At 62.3% G+C, this 20,456-nt stretch carries 17 protein-coding genes and 1 pseudogene; 10 read left to right on the top strand and 8 right to left on the bottom strand.

The features are described 5' to 3' along the window. Nucleotides 1-7: 7 nt before the first annotated feature. The 4 genes from pstA to NKL04_RS28380 form a co-directional block, all read right to left on the bottom strand. Nucleotides 8-1,324: a phosphate ABC transporter permease PstA gene (pstA, locus tag NKL04_RS28395; RefSeq protein ID WP_023701344.1), complete on the bottom strand. Its 1,317-nt coding sequence runs from the start codon at nt 1,322-1,324 to the stop codon at nt 8-10. Then, nucleotides 1,321-2,781: a phosphate ABC transporter permease subunit PstC gene (gene pstC / locus NKL04_RS28390; RefSeq protein WP_023701343.1), complete on the bottom strand. Its 1,461-nt coding sequence runs from the start codon at nt 2,779-2,781 to the stop codon at nt 1,321-1,323. Before pstC ends, pstA begins: the two co-directional genes overlap by 4 nt. 96 nt (nt 2,782-2,877) lie before the next feature. Further along, nucleotides 2,878-3,906, bottom strand: coding sequence for a substrate-binding domain-containing protein (locus tag NKL04_RS28385; protein WP_023670113.1), 1,029 nt, complete (start codon nt 3,904-3,906; stop codon nt 2,878-2,880). A gap of 497 nt (nt 3,907-4,403) precedes the next feature. Further along, entirely contained in the window at nt 4,404-8,966 is a 4,563-nt protein-coding gene (locus tag NKL04_RS28380) for a PAS domain-containing hybrid sensor histidine kinase/response regulator (RefSeq protein WP_198025491.1), read from the bottom strand. Nucleotides 8,967-9,154: 188 nt separating this feature from the next. Here NKL04_RS28380 and NKL04_RS28375 point away from each other — a divergent pair, with 188 nt between their 5' ends. Continuing rightward, on the top strand, nt 9,155-9,511 hold the full coding sequence (locus NKL04_RS28375; protein WP_023670115.1) for a hypothetical protein: 357 nt from the start codon (nt 9,155-9,157) through the stop codon (nt 9,509-9,511). A gap of 118 nt (nt 9,512-9,629) precedes the next feature. Here NKL04_RS28375 and NKL04_RS28370 read toward each other — a convergent pair. Next, nucleotides 9,630-10,126 (bottom strand): annotated as a pseudogene (locus NKL04_RS28370) (DUF2865 domain-containing protein). A 698-nt stretch (nt 10,127-10,824) separates the two neighbouring features. Between NKL04_RS28370 and NKL04_RS28360 the strand changes: the two are divergent. After that, nucleotides 10,825-11,040, top strand: coding sequence for a hypothetical protein (locus NKL04_RS28360; RefSeq protein WP_023690098.1), 216 nt, complete (start codon nt 10,825-10,827; stop codon nt 11,038-11,040). 134 nt (nt 11,041-11,174) lie between these two features. Here the strand turns inward: NKL04_RS28360 and tolA are convergent, their stop codons facing one another. The 3 genes from tolA to NKL04_RS28345 form a co-directional block, all read right to left on the bottom strand. Then, nucleotides 11,175-11,543, bottom strand: coding sequence for a cell envelope integrity protein TolA (gene tolA, locus NKL04_RS28355; protein ID WP_023701341.1), 369 nt, complete (start codon nt 11,541-11,543; stop codon nt 11,175-11,177). Between the two features lie 220 nt (nt 11,544-11,763). Next, nucleotides 11,764-12,645, bottom strand: a complete 882-nt coding sequence (locus NKL04_RS28350; protein WP_023701340.1) for a glutathione S-transferase family protein — start codon at nt 12,643-12,645, stop codon at nt 11,764-11,766. Between the two features lie 25 nt (nt 12,646-12,670). Next, nucleotides 12,671-13,252, bottom strand: a complete 582-nt coding sequence (locus NKL04_RS28345) for a VOC family protein (protein ID WP_023701339.1) — start codon at nt 13,250-13,252, stop codon at nt 12,671-12,673. Nucleotides 13,253-14,142: 890 nt separating this feature from the next. On the opposite strand from NKL04_RS28345, the gene NKL04_RS28340 reads away from it, so the two are divergent. The 8 genes from NKL04_RS28340 (at nt 14,143) to NKL04_RS28305 (ending at nt 20,162) form a co-directional block, all read left to right on the top strand. After that, on the top strand, nt 14,143-15,030 hold the full coding sequence (locus NKL04_RS28340) for a GTP pyrophosphokinase (RefSeq protein WP_352724716.1): 888 nt from the start codon (nt 14,143-14,145) through the stop codon (nt 15,028-15,030). 227 nt (nt 15,031-15,257) lie between these two features. Further along, nucleotides 15,258-16,685: a tyrosine-type recombinase/integrase gene (locus tag NKL04_RS28335; protein WP_352562809.1), complete on the top strand. Its 1,428-nt coding sequence runs from the start codon at nt 15,258-15,260 to the stop codon at nt 16,683-16,685. Continuing rightward, nucleotides 16,682-17,452 (top strand): hypothetical protein, encoded by a 771-nt coding sequence (locus tag NKL04_RS28330; RefSeq protein ID WP_023701336.1) that lies wholly within the window; start codon nt 16,682-16,684, stop codon nt 17,450-17,452. Before NKL04_RS28335 ends, NKL04_RS28330 begins: the two co-directional genes overlap by 4 nt. Before the next feature lie 99 nt (nt 17,453-17,551). Next, entirely contained in the window at nt 17,552-17,845 is a 294-nt protein-coding gene (locus NKL04_RS28325) for a hypothetical protein (RefSeq protein ID WP_023701335.1), read from the top strand. Between the two features lie 106 nt (nt 17,846-17,951). Continuing rightward, complete coding sequence (locus tag NKL04_RS28320; RefSeq protein WP_023701334.1) at nt 17,952-18,224, top strand: helix-turn-helix transcriptional regulator; 273 nt, start codon at nt 17,952-17,954, stop codon at nt 18,222-18,224. Continuing rightward, nucleotides 18,224-18,583: a hypothetical protein gene (locus NKL04_RS28315; protein ID WP_023701333.1), complete on the top strand. Its 360-nt coding sequence runs from the start codon at nt 18,224-18,226 to the stop codon at nt 18,581-18,583. The genes NKL04_RS28320 and NKL04_RS28315 overlap by 1 nt, the downstream gene beginning before the upstream one ends. After that, nucleotides 18,580-18,951 (top strand): hypothetical protein, encoded by a 372-nt coding sequence (locus NKL04_RS28310; RefSeq protein WP_352724714.1) that lies wholly within the window; start codon nt 18,580-18,582, stop codon nt 18,949-18,951. The genes NKL04_RS28315 and NKL04_RS28310 overlap by 4 nt, the downstream gene beginning before the upstream one ends. Nucleotides 18,952-19,040: 89 nt before the next feature. After that, the gene (locus tag NKL04_RS28305; protein ID WP_352724712.1) at nt 19,041-20,162 is read left to right on the top strand and encodes a hypothetical protein; all 1,122 of its coding nucleotides are present in this window, start codon (nt 19,041-19,043) and stop codon (nt 20,160-20,162) included. Nucleotides 20,163-20,456 lie beyond the last annotated feature (294 nt).

Here is a 20,456-nt window from a genome sequence, read left to right as displayed (position 1 = left end):
CTTTTTTCTACCAGCGCCGCTCGAACCGGCGCCGAAGCACGATCGCGGTGATGTTCATGGCCATGAGGAAGACGAGCAGGATGATGATGGCGCCGGACATGCGCTCGACAAAAGCGCGCTCAGCCTCGTTTGCCCACATATAGATCTGCACCGGCAGCGCGGTCGCCGGATCGAAAGGCGTCGTCGGATAATCGGCGACGAAAGCGACCATGCCGATCAAGAGCAGCGGTGCTGTCTCGCCGAGCGCACGCGCCAGGCCGATGATGGTGCCGGTAAGGATGCCCGGAGCGGCAAGCGGCAGGATGTGGTGGAACACCATCTGCATCTTGGAGGCGCCGAGGCCGAGCGCCGCCGAGCGGATCGACGGCGGCACCGCGGCAAGGGCGGCGCGCGTGGCGATGACGATGGTCGGCAGCGTCATCAGCGTCAGCACCAGGCCGCCGACGAAGGAAGCCGAGCGCGGCATGCCGAGGAAGTTGATGAACACGGCAAGGCCGAGCAGGCCGAAGACGATCGACGGCACCGCCGCGAGATTGTTGATGTTGACCTCGATCAGGTCGGTGAAGCGGTTCTTCTTGGCGAATTCCTCGAGATAGATCGAGGCGGCGACGCCGATCGGCAGCGCCAGCAACAGCACGATCACCATCATGTAGAACGAGCCGATGATCGCCACGCCCATGCCCGACGTTTCGGGCCGGCTGGAGGCGCCATAGGTGAACAGGCCGGTGTTGAAATGCTCGGCCATCACGCCGTCGGCTTTAAGCTTGTTCATCCAGTCGATCTGCTGGTTGGACACCTTGCGGCGCGCTTCATCGACGCCGAGGTCGATCTGACCCTTGAAGGCCGAGTCGAGGTTCGCGGCAGCCAGGATGTCGACGTCACGCGTCCTGCCGATCACCGACGGATCGGCGGAGACGATGTCGCGCAGCTGGACGCGGGCGCCTTCCGACAGGAAGCCCTTGAGCTTCAGCATCATCGGCTTGTTGGCCGGATCGATGCCGAGCTTGGCCACCAGCGCGTTTTCGGCGAGCTTGGGATAGTTCGCCTTGATCAGCACGGTAGGGTCGGTGGCGCGCTTGCCGGAGGGATCGATCACCTTCTCGTCGAAGGTCACCGGCAGCGTCACGGTCGTCTGCCAGAAGGCGGTGTAGCCTTTCGAGACGATGGTGATCAGCATGATGGCCAGGAACGCCAGGCCCACCGAGATCGCAATCACGCCATAGATGCGGAACCGGCGTTCGGCGGCATAGCGCGCCTTCAGCCCGATGTCGCGGCGCGGACGCGCGACGGCACCCGCCATCGTGTCCAGGGGGATGTCGGTCATTCGTACTGCTCCCGGTACTTGCGCACGATGTAGAGGGCGACGATGTTCATCACCAGCGTCAGCGCGAACAGCGTCAGGCCGAGCGCGAAGGCGACCAGCGTCTGCGGCGAGTTGAACTCGAGATCGCCGGTCAGCTGGTTGACAATCTTGACGGTGATGGTCGTCATCGCCTCGAACGGATTGGCCGTCAGATTGGCGGCGACGCCCGCCGCCAGCACGACGATCATCGTCTCGCCGATGGCGCGCGACGCCGTCAACAGGATGGCGCCGACGATGCCGGGCAGTGCCGCCGGCAGGATCACCCGCTTGATCGTCTCGGAGCGCGTGGCACCGAGGCCGAGCGAGCCGTCACGCATTGCGCGCGGCACCGCGGTGATGATGTCGTCGGACAAAGAGGACACGACCGGGATCAGCATGACGCCCATCACCAGGCCGGCGGTGAAGATGCTCTGGCCCTGGATGAAGGGAGAGCCGCCGGTGAGGGCTGCCGAGAGGTCGCGCAGGAACGGTCCGAGCGTGACCACGGCGAAGATGCCGTAGACGATGGTCGGGATGCCGGCCAGCAGTTCAAGCGCGGGCTTGACCACCGACCGGACGCTGCGCGAGGCGTATTCGGACATGTAGACCGCCGACATCAGCCCGACCGGCACTGCGACCAGAAGCGCAACGGCGGCGATGTAGAGCGTGCCGGCCAGTAGCGGGATCAGGCCGAACTGACCCTGGCTGCCGCCGGAACCGGCGGCGGCGAAACGCGGATCCCACACCGTTCCGAAGAAGAAGCTCATCGGCGACACGCTCTCGAAGAAGGTGATGGTCTGGAACAGCATCGACAGCACGATGCCGACCGTGGTCAGGATGGCGATGGTCGAGGCCGCAAGCAGCCCCCACAGCATCAGCTTCTCGACGTTGTTGCGCGCCCTGGCGCGCGGCGCGATCTGCCTCAGCGCATAGAAGGCGCCGGCGACCGACAGCGCGAAGGTCAGCACGGCGCTGAACAGGCCGAGCCGGTCCTGGACCTGGTTCGCCTCGACCGCGATCGGAATCATATAGTCCTGGGTGTCGCTGGCCAGTGCCACGCCCTTGGCGGCGAGCAGCGGCTGCAATTCGGCGAAAGTAGCGGGAAGTGCGGTATCGCCATCGAGCCGGCGCAGGCCCTTGGCCAGGCTCTTCACCAGGCTGGCGTCGAGCGCTTCGCTGGCCACCTTTGTGTCGGCGGTGCGCTCGGGCAAAGCGGCATGGATATGCCGGTCGAGATAGAAGGAAGAGCCGATATCCCAGACGGCGAGCAAAAGGACGGCAGGCAGGACCGCGATCAGAAAGGCCCACCAGCCATGATAATGCGCGCGCGAATGCGGCTTGACCTTGCCGGTATCCTGCGCCGCGGCGCGCTGGCGGCCGATCACAAAAGCGACCACGCCTATGGCAATGACTATGGCGAGTACGAGCAAGGACGACATCACCCACCCCAGGGAAAATTCAGATCGCCGCCGCCGTTGCGGCAAGCGGCGAAATCAGGGCGCGGATTTGGTCCGCGCCCTGATCCGGTCGGTTGATTACATTGTCTTTCCGGCGGCGAAGGCGTCGCGCTGGCCCTGACGTTCGGCGTCGGGAGCGGAAACCAGGCCGTACTGGGCGAGCGGGCTTTCCGGGCCGATCATCTGGTCATCAAGGAAGAACTCGACATATTCCTTGAGGCCGGGAACGACGCCCAGATGCGCCTTCTTGACGTAGAAGAACAACGGCCGCGACACGGGGTACGTGCCATCGGCGATGGTCTGCGTCGAAGGCACGATGCCTTCCACGGTAGCGACCTTCAGCTTGTCGGCATTGTTCTCGTAGAAGGCGAGGCCGAACACGCCAACGCCGGTCTTGTTGGAGTCGATGCGGGCCAGCGTCTCGGTGTAGTCGCCATCGATGTCGACAGCCTTGCCGTCCTTGCGGATGGCGATGCAGGTCTTGCCGATTTCCTTGTCGTCGGCGATGCCGGCAGCCTTCAAAGCGGCCTTGTCGCAGCCGGCGTCGAGCAGCTTGGTCTCGAACACTTCACGGGTGCCGTGCTTCTCACCCGGGATATAGGCGGCGATATCCCAGTCGGGCAGCTTCGGATTGACCTGGTTCCACTTGGTGTTCGGGTTGTCGACCAGCTTGCCGTCGACCACCAGCTTGGCGGCGAGCGCCTTGTAGATGTCGGCGGGAACCAGCGCCCAGTCCGGACCCTTGATGTCGGTGGCAAAGACGATGCCGTCATAGCCGATGCGGACTTCCTGGACGTCCTTGACGCCGGCGTCGGCGCAGGACTTCAGCTCGTCCTTCTTGATCGGGCGCGAGGAGTTGGCGATGTCGATCGTGTCTTCGCCGACGCCCTTGCAGAACTCCTTGATGCCGGCGCCGCTGCCGCCGGACTCGACCACCGGGGTCTTGAAGTTGGTGAAGGTTTCGCCGAACTGCTCGGCGACGATCTTGGCGTAAGGCAGCACGGTCGACGAACCGGCGACCTGGATCTGGTCACGCGCAGCGGCGACACCGGACGATGCGGCGAACGCTACCGCCACGGCCGATGCCGTAACGAGGAATTTCTTCATGTGGCCTGCTCCTGTTCGGAAGATGGTCTCTTGGCGCCCTCTTCAAACCGGCGCCCGCTGAGGCCAATAGCCTTCGATTATTACAGTCGCATGACAGTTTCGTGTCAGCCCGGTAACGTCGCACAGACGCCTCGTGAGCCGCAGCCTTTAAGCCGGTTTGTGGGGATGGAAGTTGCCGCTGGAATCAGACGCTTGCGCGATTCGTGCTGGCATCAAGTCCCGGCAGATCGCAGGCCGCGATGCCGAGAAAGAAAAACCGGACGGGAGCGCGTTGCCCGTGGCCAGAGCGAATTTTGGCCGAGCCATCGCCAAAAACAGGTCCGTTGGGGTAGATTCGACGCTGTTTCTTGTCGGCGGTCGCTTGCTCCCGCCCGTAACTGAATGAGCGGTTTCGTTGCGACCATTGTCCTGACTGGGCGCCAGCTTTGATATGGTGCGATCGCACCATAGCCTTGGCTGTTGCGGCGCGGCCGAATCCCGGCCGGCGCCGCAGGTTGCTATCCAGCGTCTCGTTGGGCTTCGCCTGATATGCCGACCCAGCGCTCGACCTTTTCGAGCAGCGCCCTGGGGCTGATCGGCTTGGGCAGATAGTCGTCCATGCCGGCTTCCAGGCAGCGCTCACGGTCGCCCTTCAAGGCATGCGCGGTGACGCCGACGATCGGGATATGCATACCCGTATGTTCTTCCAGCCGGCGAATTGCGGCGGTGGCCTCGAGCCCGTTCATCTCCGGCATCGAGACGTCCATCAGGATCATGCGCGGATTAAGCCGGCCGAAGGCATCAAGCGCCTTGCGGCCGTTGCCGACGATTTCGAAACTGTAGCCGGTTTCGCCGATTATCTGGGTGAACACCATCTGGTTCACTTCATTGTCCTCCGCAACGAGGATGTCGAGCCGACGTTCATCCCCGGCGGCCCGGGCGCGGGCACGAACCGGCGGCGGTTGCAGCAGGGCGCGTTCCGAGGCAGCGAGCGGCGGCTTTGCCGGCGACGGTTCGTTCCTGCCGCCGCCGGAACCGCTGCTTGCCGCCGGCAGCACACGGCCGTCTGTGATATTGTGATGGTGCCGCTGGATGGTGGCGACCAGCGTTTCCAGAAGCACCGAGGAACGCGCCGGCTTGATTAGCTGGGCGTCGATGCCGAGATCGCGATAGCTGGTGTTGGCGAGCGACTGGTCGACCGAAGTCAGCATGATGATCGGCGTGTCGGCCAGCCCTGCGGTGCTGCGCACGACGCGCGCCATCTCGGCGCCGCTCATCCCCGGCATCTGATAATCGAGCACGACGCAATCGACCGGCACGCCGTAGGCAGCCGCGGCGACCAGCACCTTGAGCCCTTCGGGTCCGCTTTCGGCGGCGCAGGAATCGAAGGTCCATGACGCCATCTGCTCGCTCAGGATCGATCGGTTGACGGCATTGTCGTCGACGATCAGCACCCGTGAGCCGGTCACGTCGACCGGCATGATCCGCCGTCCGGTCTGTTCCTCGGCCCTGGGCAATGTCACGGTGAACCAGAAGGTCGAGCCCTTGCCTTCGGCGCTCTCGACACCGATCTCGCCGCCCATCAACTCGACCAGCCGCGAGGTGATGGCGAGCCCGAGCCCCGTGCCTTCGTGGCGTCTGGTCGACGAGGTGTCGGCCTGACTGAATTTTTCGAAGACGAGCTTCAGTTTCTGCTGCGGAATGCCGATGCCGGTGTCGGTGACCGAAACGGTAAGCTTTGTCCCCGTCGGCCCCCTTTGTCCGGTCACGTCGACCAGCACGTGGCCTTCGTCGGTAAACTTCACCGCGTTGCCGACCAGATTGGTGACGATCTGCCTCATGCGACCGACATCGCCGACGAACAGGCTTTCCAGGCCCGGCTCGACGCGCACGATGAGCTCGAGGTCCTTCTCCTTGGCGCGCGTCGATATCAGCGTCGCCACATCCTCGATCGCTTCGGGCAGGTTGAAGGGCGCAGGGTCGAGCACCAGCTGTCCGGCATCGATCTTGGAGAAGTCCAGTATGTCGTTGATGATGGTCAAGAGCGCGTTACCCGATTTGACGATGATGTCGGTGAACGTCTTCTGCTTGGGATCGAGGTCGGATTTGGCCAGCAACTCGGCCATGCCGAGTACGCCGTTCATCGGCGTGCGGATCTCGTGGCTCATATTGGCCAGGAATTCCGACTTGGCGCGGTCGGCCAGTACGGCGCGCTGGCGCGCCTCGCGCAGTTCGGCCTCGCGCAGCTTCAGTTCGGTGATGTCGGTGGTCGACCCAATCAGATAGAGCGAACCATCGGACGCGATCATCGCGCCCTTGCGGGCGAACTGGTGGCGCACGCTGCCGTCGGCAAGCGTCACCGTTTCCTCGATCTCCTGTGTATCGCCTGTGCGCAGCACGGCGAGATCGCTGTTGACGAAGGCTTCGCCGTCCTCGCCGAAAATCTCGATGTCCGTCTTGCCGATCGCGTCTTCCCTGCGGAGGCCGGTGAGGTCGCACCAGCCCTTGTTGACGTAGAACTGCCTGAGGTCGGAGCGCTTGGCGTAGATCGACACCGGCACGTTGTCGATGAGATTGCGGAACACCTCGTTCTCGCGCATGCTCTCTTCCAACGCCTGCTCGCGCGCCTTGACGTCGGTGATGTCGGTGCTGGACCCGACCAGGTGCACCGACCCATCGAGCGCCACCAGCCGGCTCTTGCGCGTCATCAATTGCCGCACCGTGCCGTCGCGATGGGTAACGGGCTCCTCGATCTCGCGGCCGCGGCCGGTGACGACGACCTGGGTGTCGTCATGGGTGTAGGTTTCGGCGTCGTCTATGCCGAAAAGCTGGAGATCGGTTCGGCCGATGACCTCCTCCTTGGGGATGCCGGTCAGCGCGCACCAGGCCTTGTTGACGAATTCCATGCTCAGATCCTGCGCCTTGATGAAGGCGGCGACCGGCAGTTCGTCCATGACGTGGCGGAACAGGTCGATCTGGCGCATGCTTTCCTGCAGCGCCTTTTCGCGGCTCTTGATCTCCGAGATGTCGACGCGCACGCCGATGAAGGTGCCGTCCTCGGTGCGCATATCGTAGACCTGATACCAGCGGCCGTCGGGATTGCTCCGTTCGTAGGAGGAGTTCGGCAGGCGGTAGCGGGCGAGAATGGCATCCAGCCAGATGTCTCGATCGCCGTCATAGAGCTTGTCGGTCTCCGGATCGCCACTGAAGCGGAAATATCCCACGGAATGTCCAAGTTCCAACGCCTCGCGGAAGGTGCGGCCGGGCTGCCATGCCGGTTTCAGCGCCGGCAGCGTGTCCTGCAGCTTGCGATTGGCAAAGATGAACTTGTCGTCGCGGTCATAGATGATGACGGCCGCCGGCAGCGACTCCAGCACCGTGGCGAGGTTCTTGCGCGCGTCCTCGGCCTCGGTCTCGCGGCGCTTCATGTCGGAAATGTCGAACAGGAAACCGGCGACATAGTTGCGGCCACTGGGCATGCCGACGCGGTTCTTGCGCACGATGCGCGAGCGGCTGGCGCCCTCGGCGTCGAAAGTCTCCTCGACCTCGTAGGGCGTGCCGGTCGCCAGCACGGCGCGTTCGCTGTCTTCGAATTGCGCGGCGTCCTTTTGCTTGAGGAAGTCGCCGCCGGGCCTGCCCAGCATCGCTTGCGGGCTCTGTCCGAACAGTGCCGAAAACGCCTCATTGACGAAGACGAAACGCAGATTGTCGTCCTTTACGAAGATCGGGTCCTTGACGCCGTTGATCACCGCCTCGGCCAGCCGCGATTTCTCCAGCGCTTGGGCGAGTTCAGCCTCGCGATCCTTCATGTTGGTGACGTCGACATAGGAGATCAGCCTTTTGCCGCCGGCGAGCGGCGCCAGCGAGGCAATCAGCGTACGGCCGTCATTGCGTGGCAGTTGCCTGGAGCCCACCAGGCCGGCCGAGATTTCTGCTTCGCGCTCGGCGATGTGGTCCTGCCATTCCGCATCGTCAGCACCGTACGGGTCCATATCGCGGCTGGCCTGCATCAGTTCGCGGAAGCCGCAGCCGATGCCGGCGCGCCGGGGATCGATTTCCCAGAAATCATAGAAGGCGCGGTTGATCACCTCCGCGCGCATGTCGGCATCGAGGACGAGCACGCCGATCGGCATCTGGTCGACCATCGTGCGAAGATTGGCGAAGGTCTCGGTGATCTTGGCGTTGGCACTCTCGATCTCGGCGTCGCGACGCTTGAGCTCGGAGACGTCGTAGTAGGTCAACAGCCGCTTGCCGCCGGACAACGCCGTCACGGAGAACATCATCGTCCTGCCATTGGCATGGAGAAATTCGCGTGGCGCAACCGAGCCGGCGCTGATCTCCTCGATGCGGGTGGCGAGGTAGTGCTGCCACTGCTGTCCATCGAGATCGCCGTAGATGCCGTTGCGGCGGTTGAGTTCCATCAACAGGCTGAACGGCGCGCCGACCGTGACGGCGCCGTCGGGGATCCTGGAGAGCTCGCGATAGGCCTTGTTGACGATGAGCGTGTCGAACTTCGCGTCAAGCACCACGACGCCCATATGCATGGCATCCATTGTCCGCTCGAGATCGGCGAGGTGCTGCGTAGCCTCGCCGGCCGGCGGATCGCTCTCGTCCTGCCGCAGTTCGTCCAGCGCACCGGCCAGTGCCGTGACGTTGCGGCCGATGCCGCGATAGCCGATGAATTCGCCTTCGCCGTCGAACCGCGGGGAACCGGTGATCGAAACCCAGCGGCAGCCGGGACGGCCGCCCTTCAACTCATAAACAAAGTCGCGAAACGGCCGATGCGCCTGCAGATCCTCCAGATGCGCGGCGGCGTGTCGATTGCCGTGCACCATCTGCTTGAGGAAATCGAAGCGGAAACGGCCAAGAATGCTGGCGGGATCGATGCCGGTGGCGGCCTGGTAGTTCTCCGAAAGCCAGGAAAAGCGCAGCTCGGCGTCGGTCTCCCAGACCCAGTCGGCGCCGGCCCCGACCAGTTCGCGCAGCGCTTCGGGCGAACCCCCGACGGACGTATCCTCGCCGTTCACCACCCCTTTTAGGGAACCGCGTCCGCCACGTGTTCCAACAGTCCCGTCAGCCATCCCGTTCCCACCCCGAAAGCCAAGGCCGAACCCCCTCAGCGGTTCGCCGGCGGAATGTGCCCGAGAAGCATTAATGATCCGCTAACCATAACCAATCCAGACTGCGGCCAGAGCCACATTGCCCTGCGGTATTCCGCCGGTTGTCGGCGGAACCCCGGCCGGGCTATAAGTCGGCGGGGGTGTTGCTGATGACCGGTTGGATCGTGCCTTGTTTCCTGTGCATGGCGCTGCTTGCGGGCAGCGGCTGCGCACGCAGCTATGACGGCACGGTGGTGATCCCGAAGCCGCTCGATATCAGGCGGGTCTGGGATCGCGATCCGTCGCAGACTGAGGCCAGCCGGATGCAGGCGGCAGCCGGTGTGTTTCCGACGCCGCCGCCGCAGGAGCCCTACCGGCCCGCGGCACGCAGGCACACAACACAAATAGCTGCGCCAAGGCGGCACGTCAGGTCCAGCCCTCCCAGCATGGCTTCCGAACCGGCCAATCCGCTCACCTGCAAGAATGTCAGCGAACCCGGCAAACGCTACAGGATGGTTTGCGAATAGCTGGTACTAGAGCAATTCCAGGAAAAGTGTGAAACGGTTTTCCGTCCGGAATAGCGTAAAACAAAGACATAGAGCGGTTCGCCGTTTCGGTGAAACGGTGAAACGCTCTAGGCGCAGGTTACTCCGCCGGGAAGAAAGCCGGCCCGACCACCCTGACCGGCCGCGAGCCGGCCAATGGCTCGACCGATTGTCGCTGGGCGGCGCCCCTGGCCTCTGCAGCGTCTGCGCCAGGCTGGGGAAGTTGCGCCACGGTGCCAAGATCCGGCTTCGCTGACGGCAAAGGAATGATCGCGTTGGCCATATTGGCTGGCGTCACCGTGCGCGCTCTCAGCTCGGCAACGCGTCGGTGATAGCGCTTGAGGTCGCAGGCCCTGAAGTTCGCATCATCGCGATATTTGAAGGCCGTCGGCAGGTCCTTGTAGGATGTGCGCGTATCGAGCGCGACCATCTCTTCGGTTTCAAGGCTTGGGTCACTGAGCATGTACAGGTCGACGCCGGCATCGTCGCAGAGTAGCGGCACTGATCGACCATCTCCTTGACATCGCCGCCTTGCACGAACTGCGATTTCGGCGCCGGGAAGAAATAGCCGTCGGAGAGACGAACGCAAAACAGCATCGAATTGCTGCCGATCATGGCACCAGCCGGACGCTGTCTTTGTTGCCCGGCGGCGGGCCTGCAGCCGAGCGCGACGAGCCTGGCCTGCAGTCCGGACGCATCCCGGCGCGAAATCGCGGCGTCGGCGATCTGGCGTTGCACCTGTGTGCGGCTTTTGGCGAGGTCGGCGCAAGCATTGAAGAAGCCCCCCACCGCACTTTGCGCCGTGCACCGGCGTTGCCTCTCCAGCCCCTGGATCGCCGCAAGCTGGCGACGTAGCTGCGCAAGCTCGGAGCTGATCCCGCCGCTGCGGCCGGACGGTGCCAGCTGGCTCCTGAGCGCGGCGCATGGATCGGCAAGGGAAGCCGAAATGCCGAGGACGCTTGCCGACACCAGTGCAAAGGTCACGACAAGCCACAAACGCATCATCGGCGACACCTGGTCCTTGTACCCCTGTGGAGCCGATCGCCGCTCCAGCCGATTGAGCCTCAATGCGTGAGGCAAGTCTAATTGAAGAGACGCCAACAACCGCCAGGTATTTTATGCCGAGTGTATTATGCCGGTCCTGTAAATTCGCTATTACACTTTTGTTTCAAGATTGAGACGTAGCCAGGCTTGGGCGAGCCCAGGCCGCCGCAATCATCGATCCCGCGTTGTCGGCCCTTGCGGATGAAACCTTTCTCCGGTGTCTCGCGTTGTGTCGGGCAAAGGAGACGAAGATGTCTATTCACTTCACTGTCTCTGGCCTGACCAGGAACCTGTTCCACTCGCTGGGGCTGGACCATGAGCGGGCGCCGAGAGCGCTCGATCCCGAACAGAGCCTGTTGCTGGAATGCTATCTGGCCGGACAGATTCCGGAATCCGCCTGGGCCGACTACGTCTTCGAGACGCCGGAACTGCAGCGGCATGTCGATATCAGACGCCCGCACAACTGATCAGAGCAACTTCAGGAAAAGTGTGAGTCGTTTTTCCGGGAAAAGCGCGTAGCGCTTTCCCCTGGGAATCGCCTCAAGACAACGAGGGAGCGGGTCGCCGTTTCGGCGAAACGGTGAAACGCTCGCCCGCTCGCCTACTGCTTGGGCGAAGCGAATTGCACGGTGAAGACATTGCCCGCGACGCCTTGCGCCAGCGTCGGCGAGAAGCTCAACGGCAGGCACTTTTGCAGGGCAGTGGTTGCGGCGTCGACGAACGACTTCCTGGTATCCGCATCGCCATCGACCTTGATCGCCGTCGGCCGCGGCGGACCGATCAGCGTGCCGTCGCGCTTGAAGCTGAAGCTCAAGGTGACGCTGGCATTTCCAGCACCCGCCGGCGGCGTCCAGCACGCCTGGATGGCATCGCCGACCTCCGCCATCGTGTCGAGCGGCGCGGCATTGCACGGGTAGCCTCCGACCAACACAACACCGGCAATCGCAAACACTCTCGCTACGCCCTTCATCGCAAAGCTCCTCGTGTGTCGTCCGCCGACCATGATGGTAGGGTCGAAGCAGACTGTGGCAATATGCCTGATGTCAGACTTTACGGCATGAGACGGGCCTGATGGCGCATCGGCGAAAAGCAAAAGGCCGGCATTGCGCCGACCTTTCCCTTCACCCTTGCGCCAGTACATCCGTGGTCGCGCGGTGCCTTCAATAGACAGCGTTCTGGTTAATGAATCCTTAGCGTTGCGCGCTGGCCTGCGACTTCACATAGGCGATGTAGCCGCGCACGTCGCCGGCCGGCTCGGCATAGGCCTGGCCGAGTTTCTTCTCCATCGTCGTGACATACTCCTTGGCCCATTTTGGCAGCGCATAGTCGATGACGGCCAGGAACTCCAGCGTCGATGCCAGGCGTATGTCGGCGATCGACGGGTGCTTGCCGCCGATGAACGGCTTGCCGTCCCTGAAGAAGGAGTGAAACACCTCCAGCGGCTCGGCAATCGCCGCCATGGCGGCCTTCTGCGCCTCCGACTTCTTCTCCGGATGAGCGTCGCTATGGCCGACCTCGCCGGCATAGTGCGGGAAACCCAGCGCCGGATAGGTGGCGCGCGCCACATACGGGTAGAGCGTGCCGATCAGGTAGAACATGGCGCTGTCGACCATCGCCCGCTTGGCCGGCGCCTTGGGATAGAATTTCTCCAGCCCGTGCTTGTTGGCGAGATACTGCATGATGGCACAGCTCTCCCACAGCACGCCGCGCGGCAGCCCCTTGTCCTCGATCATCGGCGTCAGATGCGCCGGATTGCGCGCCATATATTCGGGCGAGCGCGTGTGGCCCCAGGCGTCAGTCTCGGCGGCGTCGAACCCGGCCGCACGGGCAAACACCCGGACGGTCATGTTGTTCACGCTTGGCTTCAGCATCGAGAGCTTCAGCGCCGGTTTTTTCGCCGCCTTGGCCTTCGGCGCGGATTTCTTGGCAGCCGGCCTCGTCGCGGTTTTCGCGGCCGGCTTTGCGGCTGCCTTCGGCGCGGCCTTTACCGCCGCTTTTGCCGCCGGCTTCGCAGCCGCTTTTGCCGCAGGCTTGGGCGCTGATTTGCCAGCGCTCTTAACTGTCTTTGCCATTGTGGTCCTCCCCTTTTGCTGGCCGTCAGTATGGATTCTTCGGCGTCCGGTCGTCCGACAAGGTCGCGCGCGACCACTCGACCAGCGTCTGGATCGCGTCGGCAAGGTGCACTTCGGCGATGTTGTAGTCGCCGCGCGCAACGCGCAGCTTGTGCGCCTGCATCAAGACGTCGGCATGGGTGAAGCCGGCCGGCGGCTCGAAGCGGTAGGACGCCAGCTCGATCAGAAGGCCGAGCGGATCCTCGAAATAGATCGAATCCATGAAGCCGCGATCCTTGACGCCGCTGTGCTTGATGGCGCGCTCGTCGAGCCGGGCGACCGCCTGCAGGAAGGTCACGCGCGACACCGAGAACGCAATATGATGGACGCAGCCCGGTTCGGTGGGCGTGCGCCGCTTGACCGGCGTGCGGCTCTCGTCGGTGAAGACGGTGATCAACCTGCCGTCGCCGGGATCGAAATAGAGATGGCTTTCGCTTGGCTTGTCGAGATTGGGTTGCTCGAAAATGAACGGCATGCCGAGCACGCCCTCCCAGAAATCGATCGAGGTCTGGCGGCCGGCGCCGACGAGGGTGATGTGATGGACGCCCTGCGATTGCAGTTTCCGCATCGGTCTCCTCCTCGCCGACCCTCGCCTATGTTCCCCGGCGTCTTGCGCGCCGCAACGAGCCCTTTGGCAAGGCTTCGTACATGATGCTAGTGCAATTGGCCGCGCCGCGCCAGAAGCTCGCGGAGACTGCCGGCGCTGGATGGTGAAAGCGGCTTGAGTTGCATGACCTGAGGCTACGCGACCGCTCTGAGCTCGGCTTCCGCCAGCGTGCCCAGGCCCGCGCATTCGGCGCATGCCATGGTCTGCCCGGGACAGCCGGCCCGATGCGTGCCTTGCGGGCAGCAATGCCCTTTCGACTCGCGCCATTTCAAGCAATCGAAAACCTGCCCGCTGCCGTGACAGCGCGGGCATATCATTTTTGCCGAACTCATACCTGCGCTACCCAACCCAAATCCGCGTTGCCGCAGATGCTATCCCCGCACCGCAAGTAACAGAGATTGCTACGCTTTCAAGCGTATTGACCTGACTTAAATTGGGTGTAATCGGCATCGGACATCCACCCCTGGCTTTTCCCGGCACGCCAGGTTTCTTCGCACCGTTACGGCACCTTTTGCCTATAACCACTGGAGCTGTGCCAGCGCGAGAGCTAGCCATGTCCCCGGAACCCATCATTCGCCTTGGGGACCAAGACATCACTATGAGATCGACTTAAAGAAGAAAGAGAGGGAGAATATGGCTCGAAAAACGTCATCCATCATGGCAATGATGTACTAGAAACAATAAATCGGCAAAAGTATTATGGAAAAGAAAGAAATTGAAACATGGCTAGCGGAAATTCGACCCGAGCACGTCCGTCTAAAAGATGCGGTAGAAACGATAGTTAAAAGCCTACTGACATCGAGCAAAATTGAGTTTCTGACTGTTTCTGGCAGAACGAAAACGGTTCAAGGATGCCTGGAGAAGATAAAGAGGAAAAAGTACAAAGACCCAAAAAACAACTAACGGACGTTAGCGGTGTTAGGATAATTGTTTTCTTCGAATCAGATGTAAAGGCCGTTGCCAACATCATCGAGAATACCTTTCACGTCGACCACGAAAATAGCTTAGACCAGGACTCTCTCCTCTCCGCTAGCCAAGTTGGATACAGATCGGTTCACTATGTATGTGACCTCGGAGAGAAACGTGTTTTATTGCCAGAATTCGAAGGACTCGCAGGTTTGAAGTTCGAATTCCAAATCAGGACCGTGCTACAGCACGCGTGGGCTGAGTTAGCTCATGATCGGAATTACAAATTCTCTGGAATCTTACCACGGCAGATTGAAAGGAAGTTGTACCTATATGCTGGGATGCTTGAGATCGCAGACAAAGGATTTAGCGAGTTATCTGCCGAGATCGACAACTACATCGCAGAATCTTATGCTGAGACAGAGAGAGGAAATCTCGACTACGAGCTAAACTCGCTTAATCTCGAGCAGTTCGTCCGGCAATGGGTAACAGAAAATGAGTTGTCACTAAAGGAGTATAACTTCAAAGACGGGTTTAATGACCTGATAAAGGAATTAAACAGCTATGGAGTAACCAACGTACGGGAACTTAACGACATTATACCAAATGATTACGCCAGAGAAATAAAGAAATTTGGACGAAAATCTACCATCTATGGATTTGTTAGGGACTGGATGATCGTCAACGACTTGAAGAATTTTTTAGAAAACGTCGAGGTTGATTGGTTTTTTGCGAAAAAAGACATGGAGTTTTTGGAAGATTTATTATCACCCGAGGAGTGCGCATTACTTCTCACGAAAGTGGGATGGGATCCTACCGAACACTCTGAGTAGCAACCAACTTGGTACGCCCAAGGGGAATCGAACCCCTGTTCCCGCCGTGAGAGCGCTGTTTCTCGGTATCTCTGGAAGCCTGCGCTAGCCCGTATTTTCCTCGGCAAAGCCTTATCATGCAAGGAAAGTATGAAGCAGCGACTAGCGGGGGCTAGCCGCAGCCCGCCCCGGCATTATATACTCCGAACTTACCGGAAAGTTGCCGGGCGAGCGCGGAGACAAGACATATGGCTAGAAAGGTAAGATCCACAGAGCTGGACACGCGGGCGGCGCGCAACAGGCTGCCGACCGGGGAGGCGGTGCACTGGAGGAGCATTGTGCCAAAAGGCAAGCTGCACCTCGGGTATCGGCGGCGACTGAAGAAAGACCCCGGTGTGTGGATCGTTCGTCGCTGGGTGGGCAAGTCGCCTGACTGCACAAACGGCTATAAGAAAACCACGCTGAAGGGCGTGGCGGACGACTATCAGGACGCGAACGGTACGGACGTGCTGTCCTTCGCCGATGCGCAGCGCCTTGCCCACGAGGTAGCCGACCGTGCCGCAGCGCCGTCCGTGCAGACCTCCCCTGCGACTGTGGCCGGTGTGGTCAAGGTCTACACCGACGGCCGCGACAGGCGCGAAGCCGGTCGTCAGGGCCGCGCGGTGCGGTCCGACGCCAGCCAGCGGCTGGGCCGATATGTCGTAGGATGGGAGCCGGCGACGGCAGGTGGCCGCAAGGCCATTGCGCCCGCGCCTCTGGCCGCTGTGAGGCTCGCCGACCTGTCCGAGGCCGACCTTAAGCGGTGGCGCGCCGCCCTCCCCGGCAGCCTCCGGGCTACGACCGTGCGCAGGCTGTGCTCCGACCTCCATGCCGCGCTCAAGGCTGGCTACGAGGCGAGCCGGGCGGACCTGCCCGCCTCCTTGCTGGCGACCATAAGCTACGGCCTGAAGGCACCCGCCACCGACGACGACCATGCCGAGACTTCTTCCCGCGACGACCAGATCCTGTCCGACGCCGAGCTTGCCCGACTACTTGCGGCTACCCGCGACATCGACACCGAGATGGGTTGGGAGGGGGACCTGTGGCGGATGATCCTTGTACTGACGGCGACCGGGGCGCGGTTCTCGCAGGTAGTCCGCCTCCGCGTCCGCGACTTCCAGCCCGATATCGGCCGGCTGATGGTCCCGGTCAGCCGCAAGGGAAATCGGTCGAGGCAGAAGAACTCCACCCACGTGCCGGTTCCGGTCGGCGCCGACGTGGTGGAGGCGCTTCGCCCTGCTGTGGTCGGCCGCGCGGCCGACGCGCCCCTGCTGGAGCGCTGGCGCGTCGTCCAGGTCGGCCCGGCTCGGTGGGAGCGGACAAGCCGGGGGCCGTGGCTTGGTGCGTCAGAGCTTACGCGGCCCTTCCACCTGATCCGCGACAGGGCCAAGCTGCCGGCCGCGATACCCTACTCGCTGCGGCACACGTCCATCGTGCGCGGCATCCGGGCCAACCTGCCCATCCGCCTTGTGGCCGCCACGCACGACACGTCCGTAGGCATCATCGAGAAGCACTATAGCAAGTTCATCGTCACTGGGCTGGAAGACATGCTACGTGCGGCTATCGTACCGCTGGTTCCCCCGGCTAGCGCCGGGGAGAATGTTGTGTCCATCGAGCAGGCGCGGGTGGCGAAATGAGCAAGAAGCCAGAAGCATTCAGCAGCAATCGGTTCATCTGGGAGGCGGGCGACCTAATTTCGGTGGGCGAGGAGACGCAGCCGTTCGATACTCCGTCGTCATCGTTCGAACACGGCAGGAAGCCGCCGCTGCCGGAAGGTAAGATGCCAGCGCCGAAGTTGGAGGCAGCGGTTCGCGATCTCGCCGAGTGGCTGCGTCAGGAGGCGGATCGCCAGTTGGACGAAGCACTCATCCCCGAGTTTCAGGCCGGCCAGAAGTCCGCCGCTGAAATCGACGACGGGCTCGTCCAGGCTGCCATAGACGGCCTGCCAACGATATACGAGGACGAGAAGGCAGCAATTCTTGACGGCAATGCTAATCGGCTTCGGGGCGAGCCTGATCCTTGGCGGGGTATGATTCGTTGCCTGAGAACAGGCGCGGCGACGGCAGAGTTCTTGCGAGCGCTTGCTGTTCTCATGGAGGCCAATGTGCTCCACCAGAGAGCAACGGCAACCAAGACCTCAAGCGAACAGGCGCTTCGCGACCGAGCCCTAGTCTACACAGCAATCATCGAGAGGGCATACTCGCCGAAGCCGAACCAGAGCGAGCGATGGGCCAAGGCAGTCATAGTTCACGAAGAGCGGCGCATTGGCGAAAGCCCGGAACAGGCGACCACCCGTGTCTACAATGACCTAGGCCGTTTCGACCTCAAGGCGGCCAAGCGTAAGGCCAGCATAGACGCCGCCATCGAGCGGCTGCGAAGTTGCCGGGTCGTACCCCGACCGTAGTCTCGTTCGCGCGCGCTAAGCGCGCGGGCGTGAAGCGCTAGCCCAGAGCGACCATCCTTTTACGTGTGCAATCCTGCACACACAAAAGGAGATGTCTGCATGGCATATACCGACCCGTTCCGTGTGGCTGAGTACACCATGATTATCCTCTACGACCTGTACAAGGAGCGCGACGAGGTACTTCGGCGATTTCACGCGGTCTTCCCCGAGGAGCGCTGGGAGTACGCGAAGCTCACCGATGCAGCGCTCTGGCATTGCGTAGAGATAGCCGCGCCGCCGTTCCACATCACCGCTGCCGCTAGCCGTTGGCGCGCATGGGTTGAAGCAGTGTCTCTCGTGAGCAAGAACGGTCAAATCCGCTTCTTGGCGGTCGCGTCGAACAGCGACGACTGATCTAATCTCAACCAAGTTAAAAGCTCCGCGCGCTTAGCGCGCGGGGCTAACTCTCGGCGCCTGCGAAAGCTTATACTAGCCGCAGGAAAGCAAAGGAGCCACCATCATGGACAATGTACTTAAGGAAGCGTCCGACCGCGACGGATACACCATCCCGGAGTTCTGCCGCAGATTCGGAATCTCGACTCCCACCTACTACAAGATGCGCGCCGCCGGAGAGGGGCCGCGCGAGATGCGCAAGGTGGGCTCGGTGGTTCGCATAAGCGCCGGCGCAATCGCCGACTGGGTGCGCGAGGGCGAAGCTTCCGCCGATGCCGAGGCCCACAGGGCCAAGCTGAAGCAGCGGTCGCAGTTCGCCACTTCCGGGGGCGCGCGCTGATGCCGCGCCCACCTAGCAGCGATGCCAGCCTGAGCCCGGCGCAGCGCCTGTGCGGCGTTCGCCCCGGCGCTGCCGAGCGCTGCTGGAAGTCGGCCTACCTGCACGGCCTGCCCCAGCCTTTCGTAGTGGGCGCAAGGGTAGTGGCTACCGGCGCCAATGCCATCTGCGAGTTGGAACTGGAAGACCACGGCACCGTCAGGATGCGGGCGGCCGATGTGACCTGCTATCGAAAGTTCCAAGGTCACTGCGCGGAGACGCTGTTCTTCGTGTTCGGCTGGGTCGACCACGGCAGCTGGATCTATGGCCTGCTCCGCGCCCTGTGCGAGACGGCTGGGCGAGATGCGGAGGGGCGGCCATGAACGCTATGTCCCAGCCAGAGGCCGCCAACCCCTTGATTGACAAGGCGGCAAGTTTCCATGACGTGTTCGCCGGGTCGGACGAGAAGCATGGCAAGTACCATGGCCCCTTGAGGCTCGTCGGCGACAAGATGGAGATGAAGGACGCCGGCGGAAATGGCGCGGTGACAGTGCCCGGGCCGGCAACCGCCGAGCTGTGGCGGCTGCATCTAGACGGCACTGTTCCGCTGGGCGTTCATCCGCTGCGCAGCGACGGGATGTGCCGGTGGGGCGTTATAGACCTCGACGGCAAGGACGTGGACGGCGGGTACGCCGGCATCAACCATGCCGATCTTGTCGGCGCTTGCGCGAAGGAGGGCTACCCCTTGTGATATGCCGGTCGAAGTCGGGCGGCGCTCATCTATTCCTATTCCTTGCAGACTGGACGCCGCAGGCCTCTGTCGGCCGGGCGCTGACCCACATGGCTGTGCGGCTTGGTTATCCCGATGCCGACGCATATCCGCCATCGCAAGGCGTCGGCAACTGGATCAACATGCCGTACTTCAAGGGCGAAGAGTCCGATCGCTACTGCGTCAAGAAGGGTCGGCCGTTAGGTATCTCGGTTGCCGAGTTCATCGACTGGGCCGAGACCAACAAGGTATCGGCGAGCCAGCTGGCCGAAATCGCCCGACCTAAGCGAGAGAATAGGCTCGAAACCGACGGGCCAGATCGCGCGAATCGCGAGCTGATGAAGCTCTGCTTAGAAATCGCTGGGCAGCGCGACGGGGGCCGGGGCGTGTTGCTGAACAAGCATGCCTTTAAGATGGGGACCATGGTCGGCGCGGGCTGGATCGGTGAGGAGGAAGTGTTCGCCGCGCTGCTTCGCGCAGCTTCACAGGACAGCGTCGATCCACTCCCTCTCGGGCAGGTGATGGGCCACATCAAGAATGGCCTGGAGGCCGGCCGGGAAAAGCCCGCCGAGGACGACGCTGATGCCGACCGATACCCCAAGATCGATCAGCTGGTAGTCTGGACCGGCGGCGACGAGGCGGAATGGGAATTCAGGCTCGCCGGCTGGCCGCCTGTGCAAATGACGGTGCGCGAGGCCATGAACTTCCGCCACTTCAACACCCGATGCGCAGCGGAGGGCATTGGCCCTTTCCGGCCCCTGAAGGAGCTTCCGTGGAACGACCTTCTGGCCGAGGCTCTGCGTGGCGCTGAGGTGCGCGAGATACCACAGGACGAGACGGTGGAGTTTCAGTTCCAGGAGATGCTGTACAATTTCCTGTTCGACCGACACCACGGGACATCGATGGACGACGCTCTGACCGGCCGACCGGTACACGACGAAGATGCCGACAGAGTCTACTTCAAGGTCGCCGGGTTAAGGGACCATGCCTGCAGGACCAGCGGCGAGTTCCGCCATGCCACTGCGCACAAGCTGGGAACCATGCTCAATGGCATCGGCGGTCCCACCGATCAAGGCAAGACCACAAAGAAGATTAAGGGCAAGACCGTGGAGCTTCGCTGGATGCGCATGTCCCTGTTCGACAAACAGACGGAGCCGCTGTCGGTACCGCCTGTGCCGGGGGAGCCCATATGAGCCAAAGCAGAGAAAAGCCGTGCTGGCTGCAACTCGGCTTTGCTGCAAACCCTTGCAGCGCCTCGTATAAACGTATGCGTAAAGCCGAAAAGCCCTTAAAGCCGTTAGGTGTACGCGCGACTGTAGGTGCAGCCTTATACGCGCGCCTTTAGGCCTTTCGGCTTTAACGAAAAAAAGCGGGCGCAGACCCCCGGCAGCGGGGCGGCCGGTAGGCGCGCAAGTCGGCCGTCGCGCCCCCTGCCAGCCCCGCCAGCGCCTTCGGACGGGCGGCGGCGTAAAAGGGCGGGCCGTAAA

Origin of the sequence: Mesorhizobium sp. C264A, from assembly GCF_040324515.1 — a bacterium.
GTDB lineage: Bacteria > Pseudomonadota > Alphaproteobacteria > Rhizobiales > Rhizobiaceae > Mesorhizobium.
The sequence above is the reverse complement of the archived record's forward strand: the minus strand, read 5'-3'. Positions and strand labels throughout refer to the sequence as shown.

What these genes read in the sequence shown, in the direction of transcription:
- pstA (WP_023701344.1), bottom strand. Translation starts at nt 1,324, where the DNA reads ATGACCGACATCCCCCTGGACACGATGGCGGGTGCCGTCGCGCGTCCG.
- pstC (WP_023701343.1), bottom strand. Translation starts at nt 2,781, where the DNA reads ATGTCGTCCTTGCTCGTACTCGCCATAGTCATTGCCATAGGCGTGGTC.
- NKL04_RS28385 (WP_023670113.1), bottom strand. Translation starts at nt 3,906, where the DNA reads ATGAAGAAATTCCTCGTTACGGCATCGGCCGTGGCGGTAGCGTTCGCC.
- NKL04_RS28380 (WP_198025491.1), bottom strand. Translation starts at nt 8,966, where the DNA reads ATGGCTGACGGGACTGTTGGAACACGTGGCGGACGCGGTTCCCTAAAA.
- NKL04_RS28375 (WP_023670115.1), top strand. Translation starts at nt 9,155, where the DNA reads ATGACCGGTTGGATCGTGCCTTGTTTCCTGTGCATGGCGCTGCTTGCG.
- NKL04_RS28360 (WP_023690098.1), top strand. Translation starts at nt 10,825, where the DNA reads ATGTCTATTCACTTCACTGTCTCTGGCCTGACCAGGAACCTGTTCCAC.
- tolA (WP_023701341.1), bottom strand. Translation starts at nt 11,543, where the DNA reads ATGAAGGGCGTAGCGAGAGTGTTTGCGATTGCCGGTGTTGTGTTGGTC.
- NKL04_RS28350 (WP_023701340.1), bottom strand. Translation starts at nt 12,645, where the DNA reads ATGGCAAAGACAGTTAAGAGCGCTGGCAAATCAGCGCCCAAGCCTGCG.
- NKL04_RS28345 (WP_023701339.1), bottom strand. Translation starts at nt 13,252, where the DNA reads ATGCGGAAACTGCAATCGCAGGGCGTCCATCACATCACCCTCGTCGGC.
- NKL04_RS28340 (WP_352724716.1), top strand. Translation starts at nt 14,143, where the DNA reads ATGCCTGGAGAAGATAAAGAGGAAAAAGTACAAAGACCCAAAAAACAA.
- NKL04_RS28335 (WP_352562809.1), top strand. Translation starts at nt 15,258, where the DNA reads ATGGCTAGAAAGGTAAGATCCACAGAGCTGGACACGCGGGCGGCGCGC.
- NKL04_RS28330 (WP_023701336.1), top strand. Translation starts at nt 16,682, where the DNA reads ATGAGCAAGAAGCCAGAAGCATTCAGCAGCAATCGGTTCATCTGGGAG.
- NKL04_RS28325 (WP_023701335.1), top strand. Translation starts at nt 17,552, where the DNA reads ATGGCATATACCGACCCGTTCCGTGTGGCTGAGTACACCATGATTATC.
- NKL04_RS28320 (WP_023701334.1), top strand. Translation starts at nt 17,952, where the DNA reads ATGGACAATGTACTTAAGGAAGCGTCCGACCGCGACGGATACACCATC.
- NKL04_RS28315 (WP_023701333.1), top strand. Translation starts at nt 18,224, where the DNA reads ATGCCGCGCCCACCTAGCAGCGATGCCAGCCTGAGCCCGGCGCAGCGC.
- NKL04_RS28310 (WP_352724714.1), top strand. Translation starts at nt 18,580, where the DNA reads ATGAACGCTATGTCCCAGCCAGAGGCCGCCAACCCCTTGATTGACAAG.
- NKL04_RS28305 (WP_352724712.1), top strand. Translation starts at nt 19,041, where the DNA reads ATGGCTGTGCGGCTTGGTTATCCCGATGCCGACGCATATCCGCCATCG.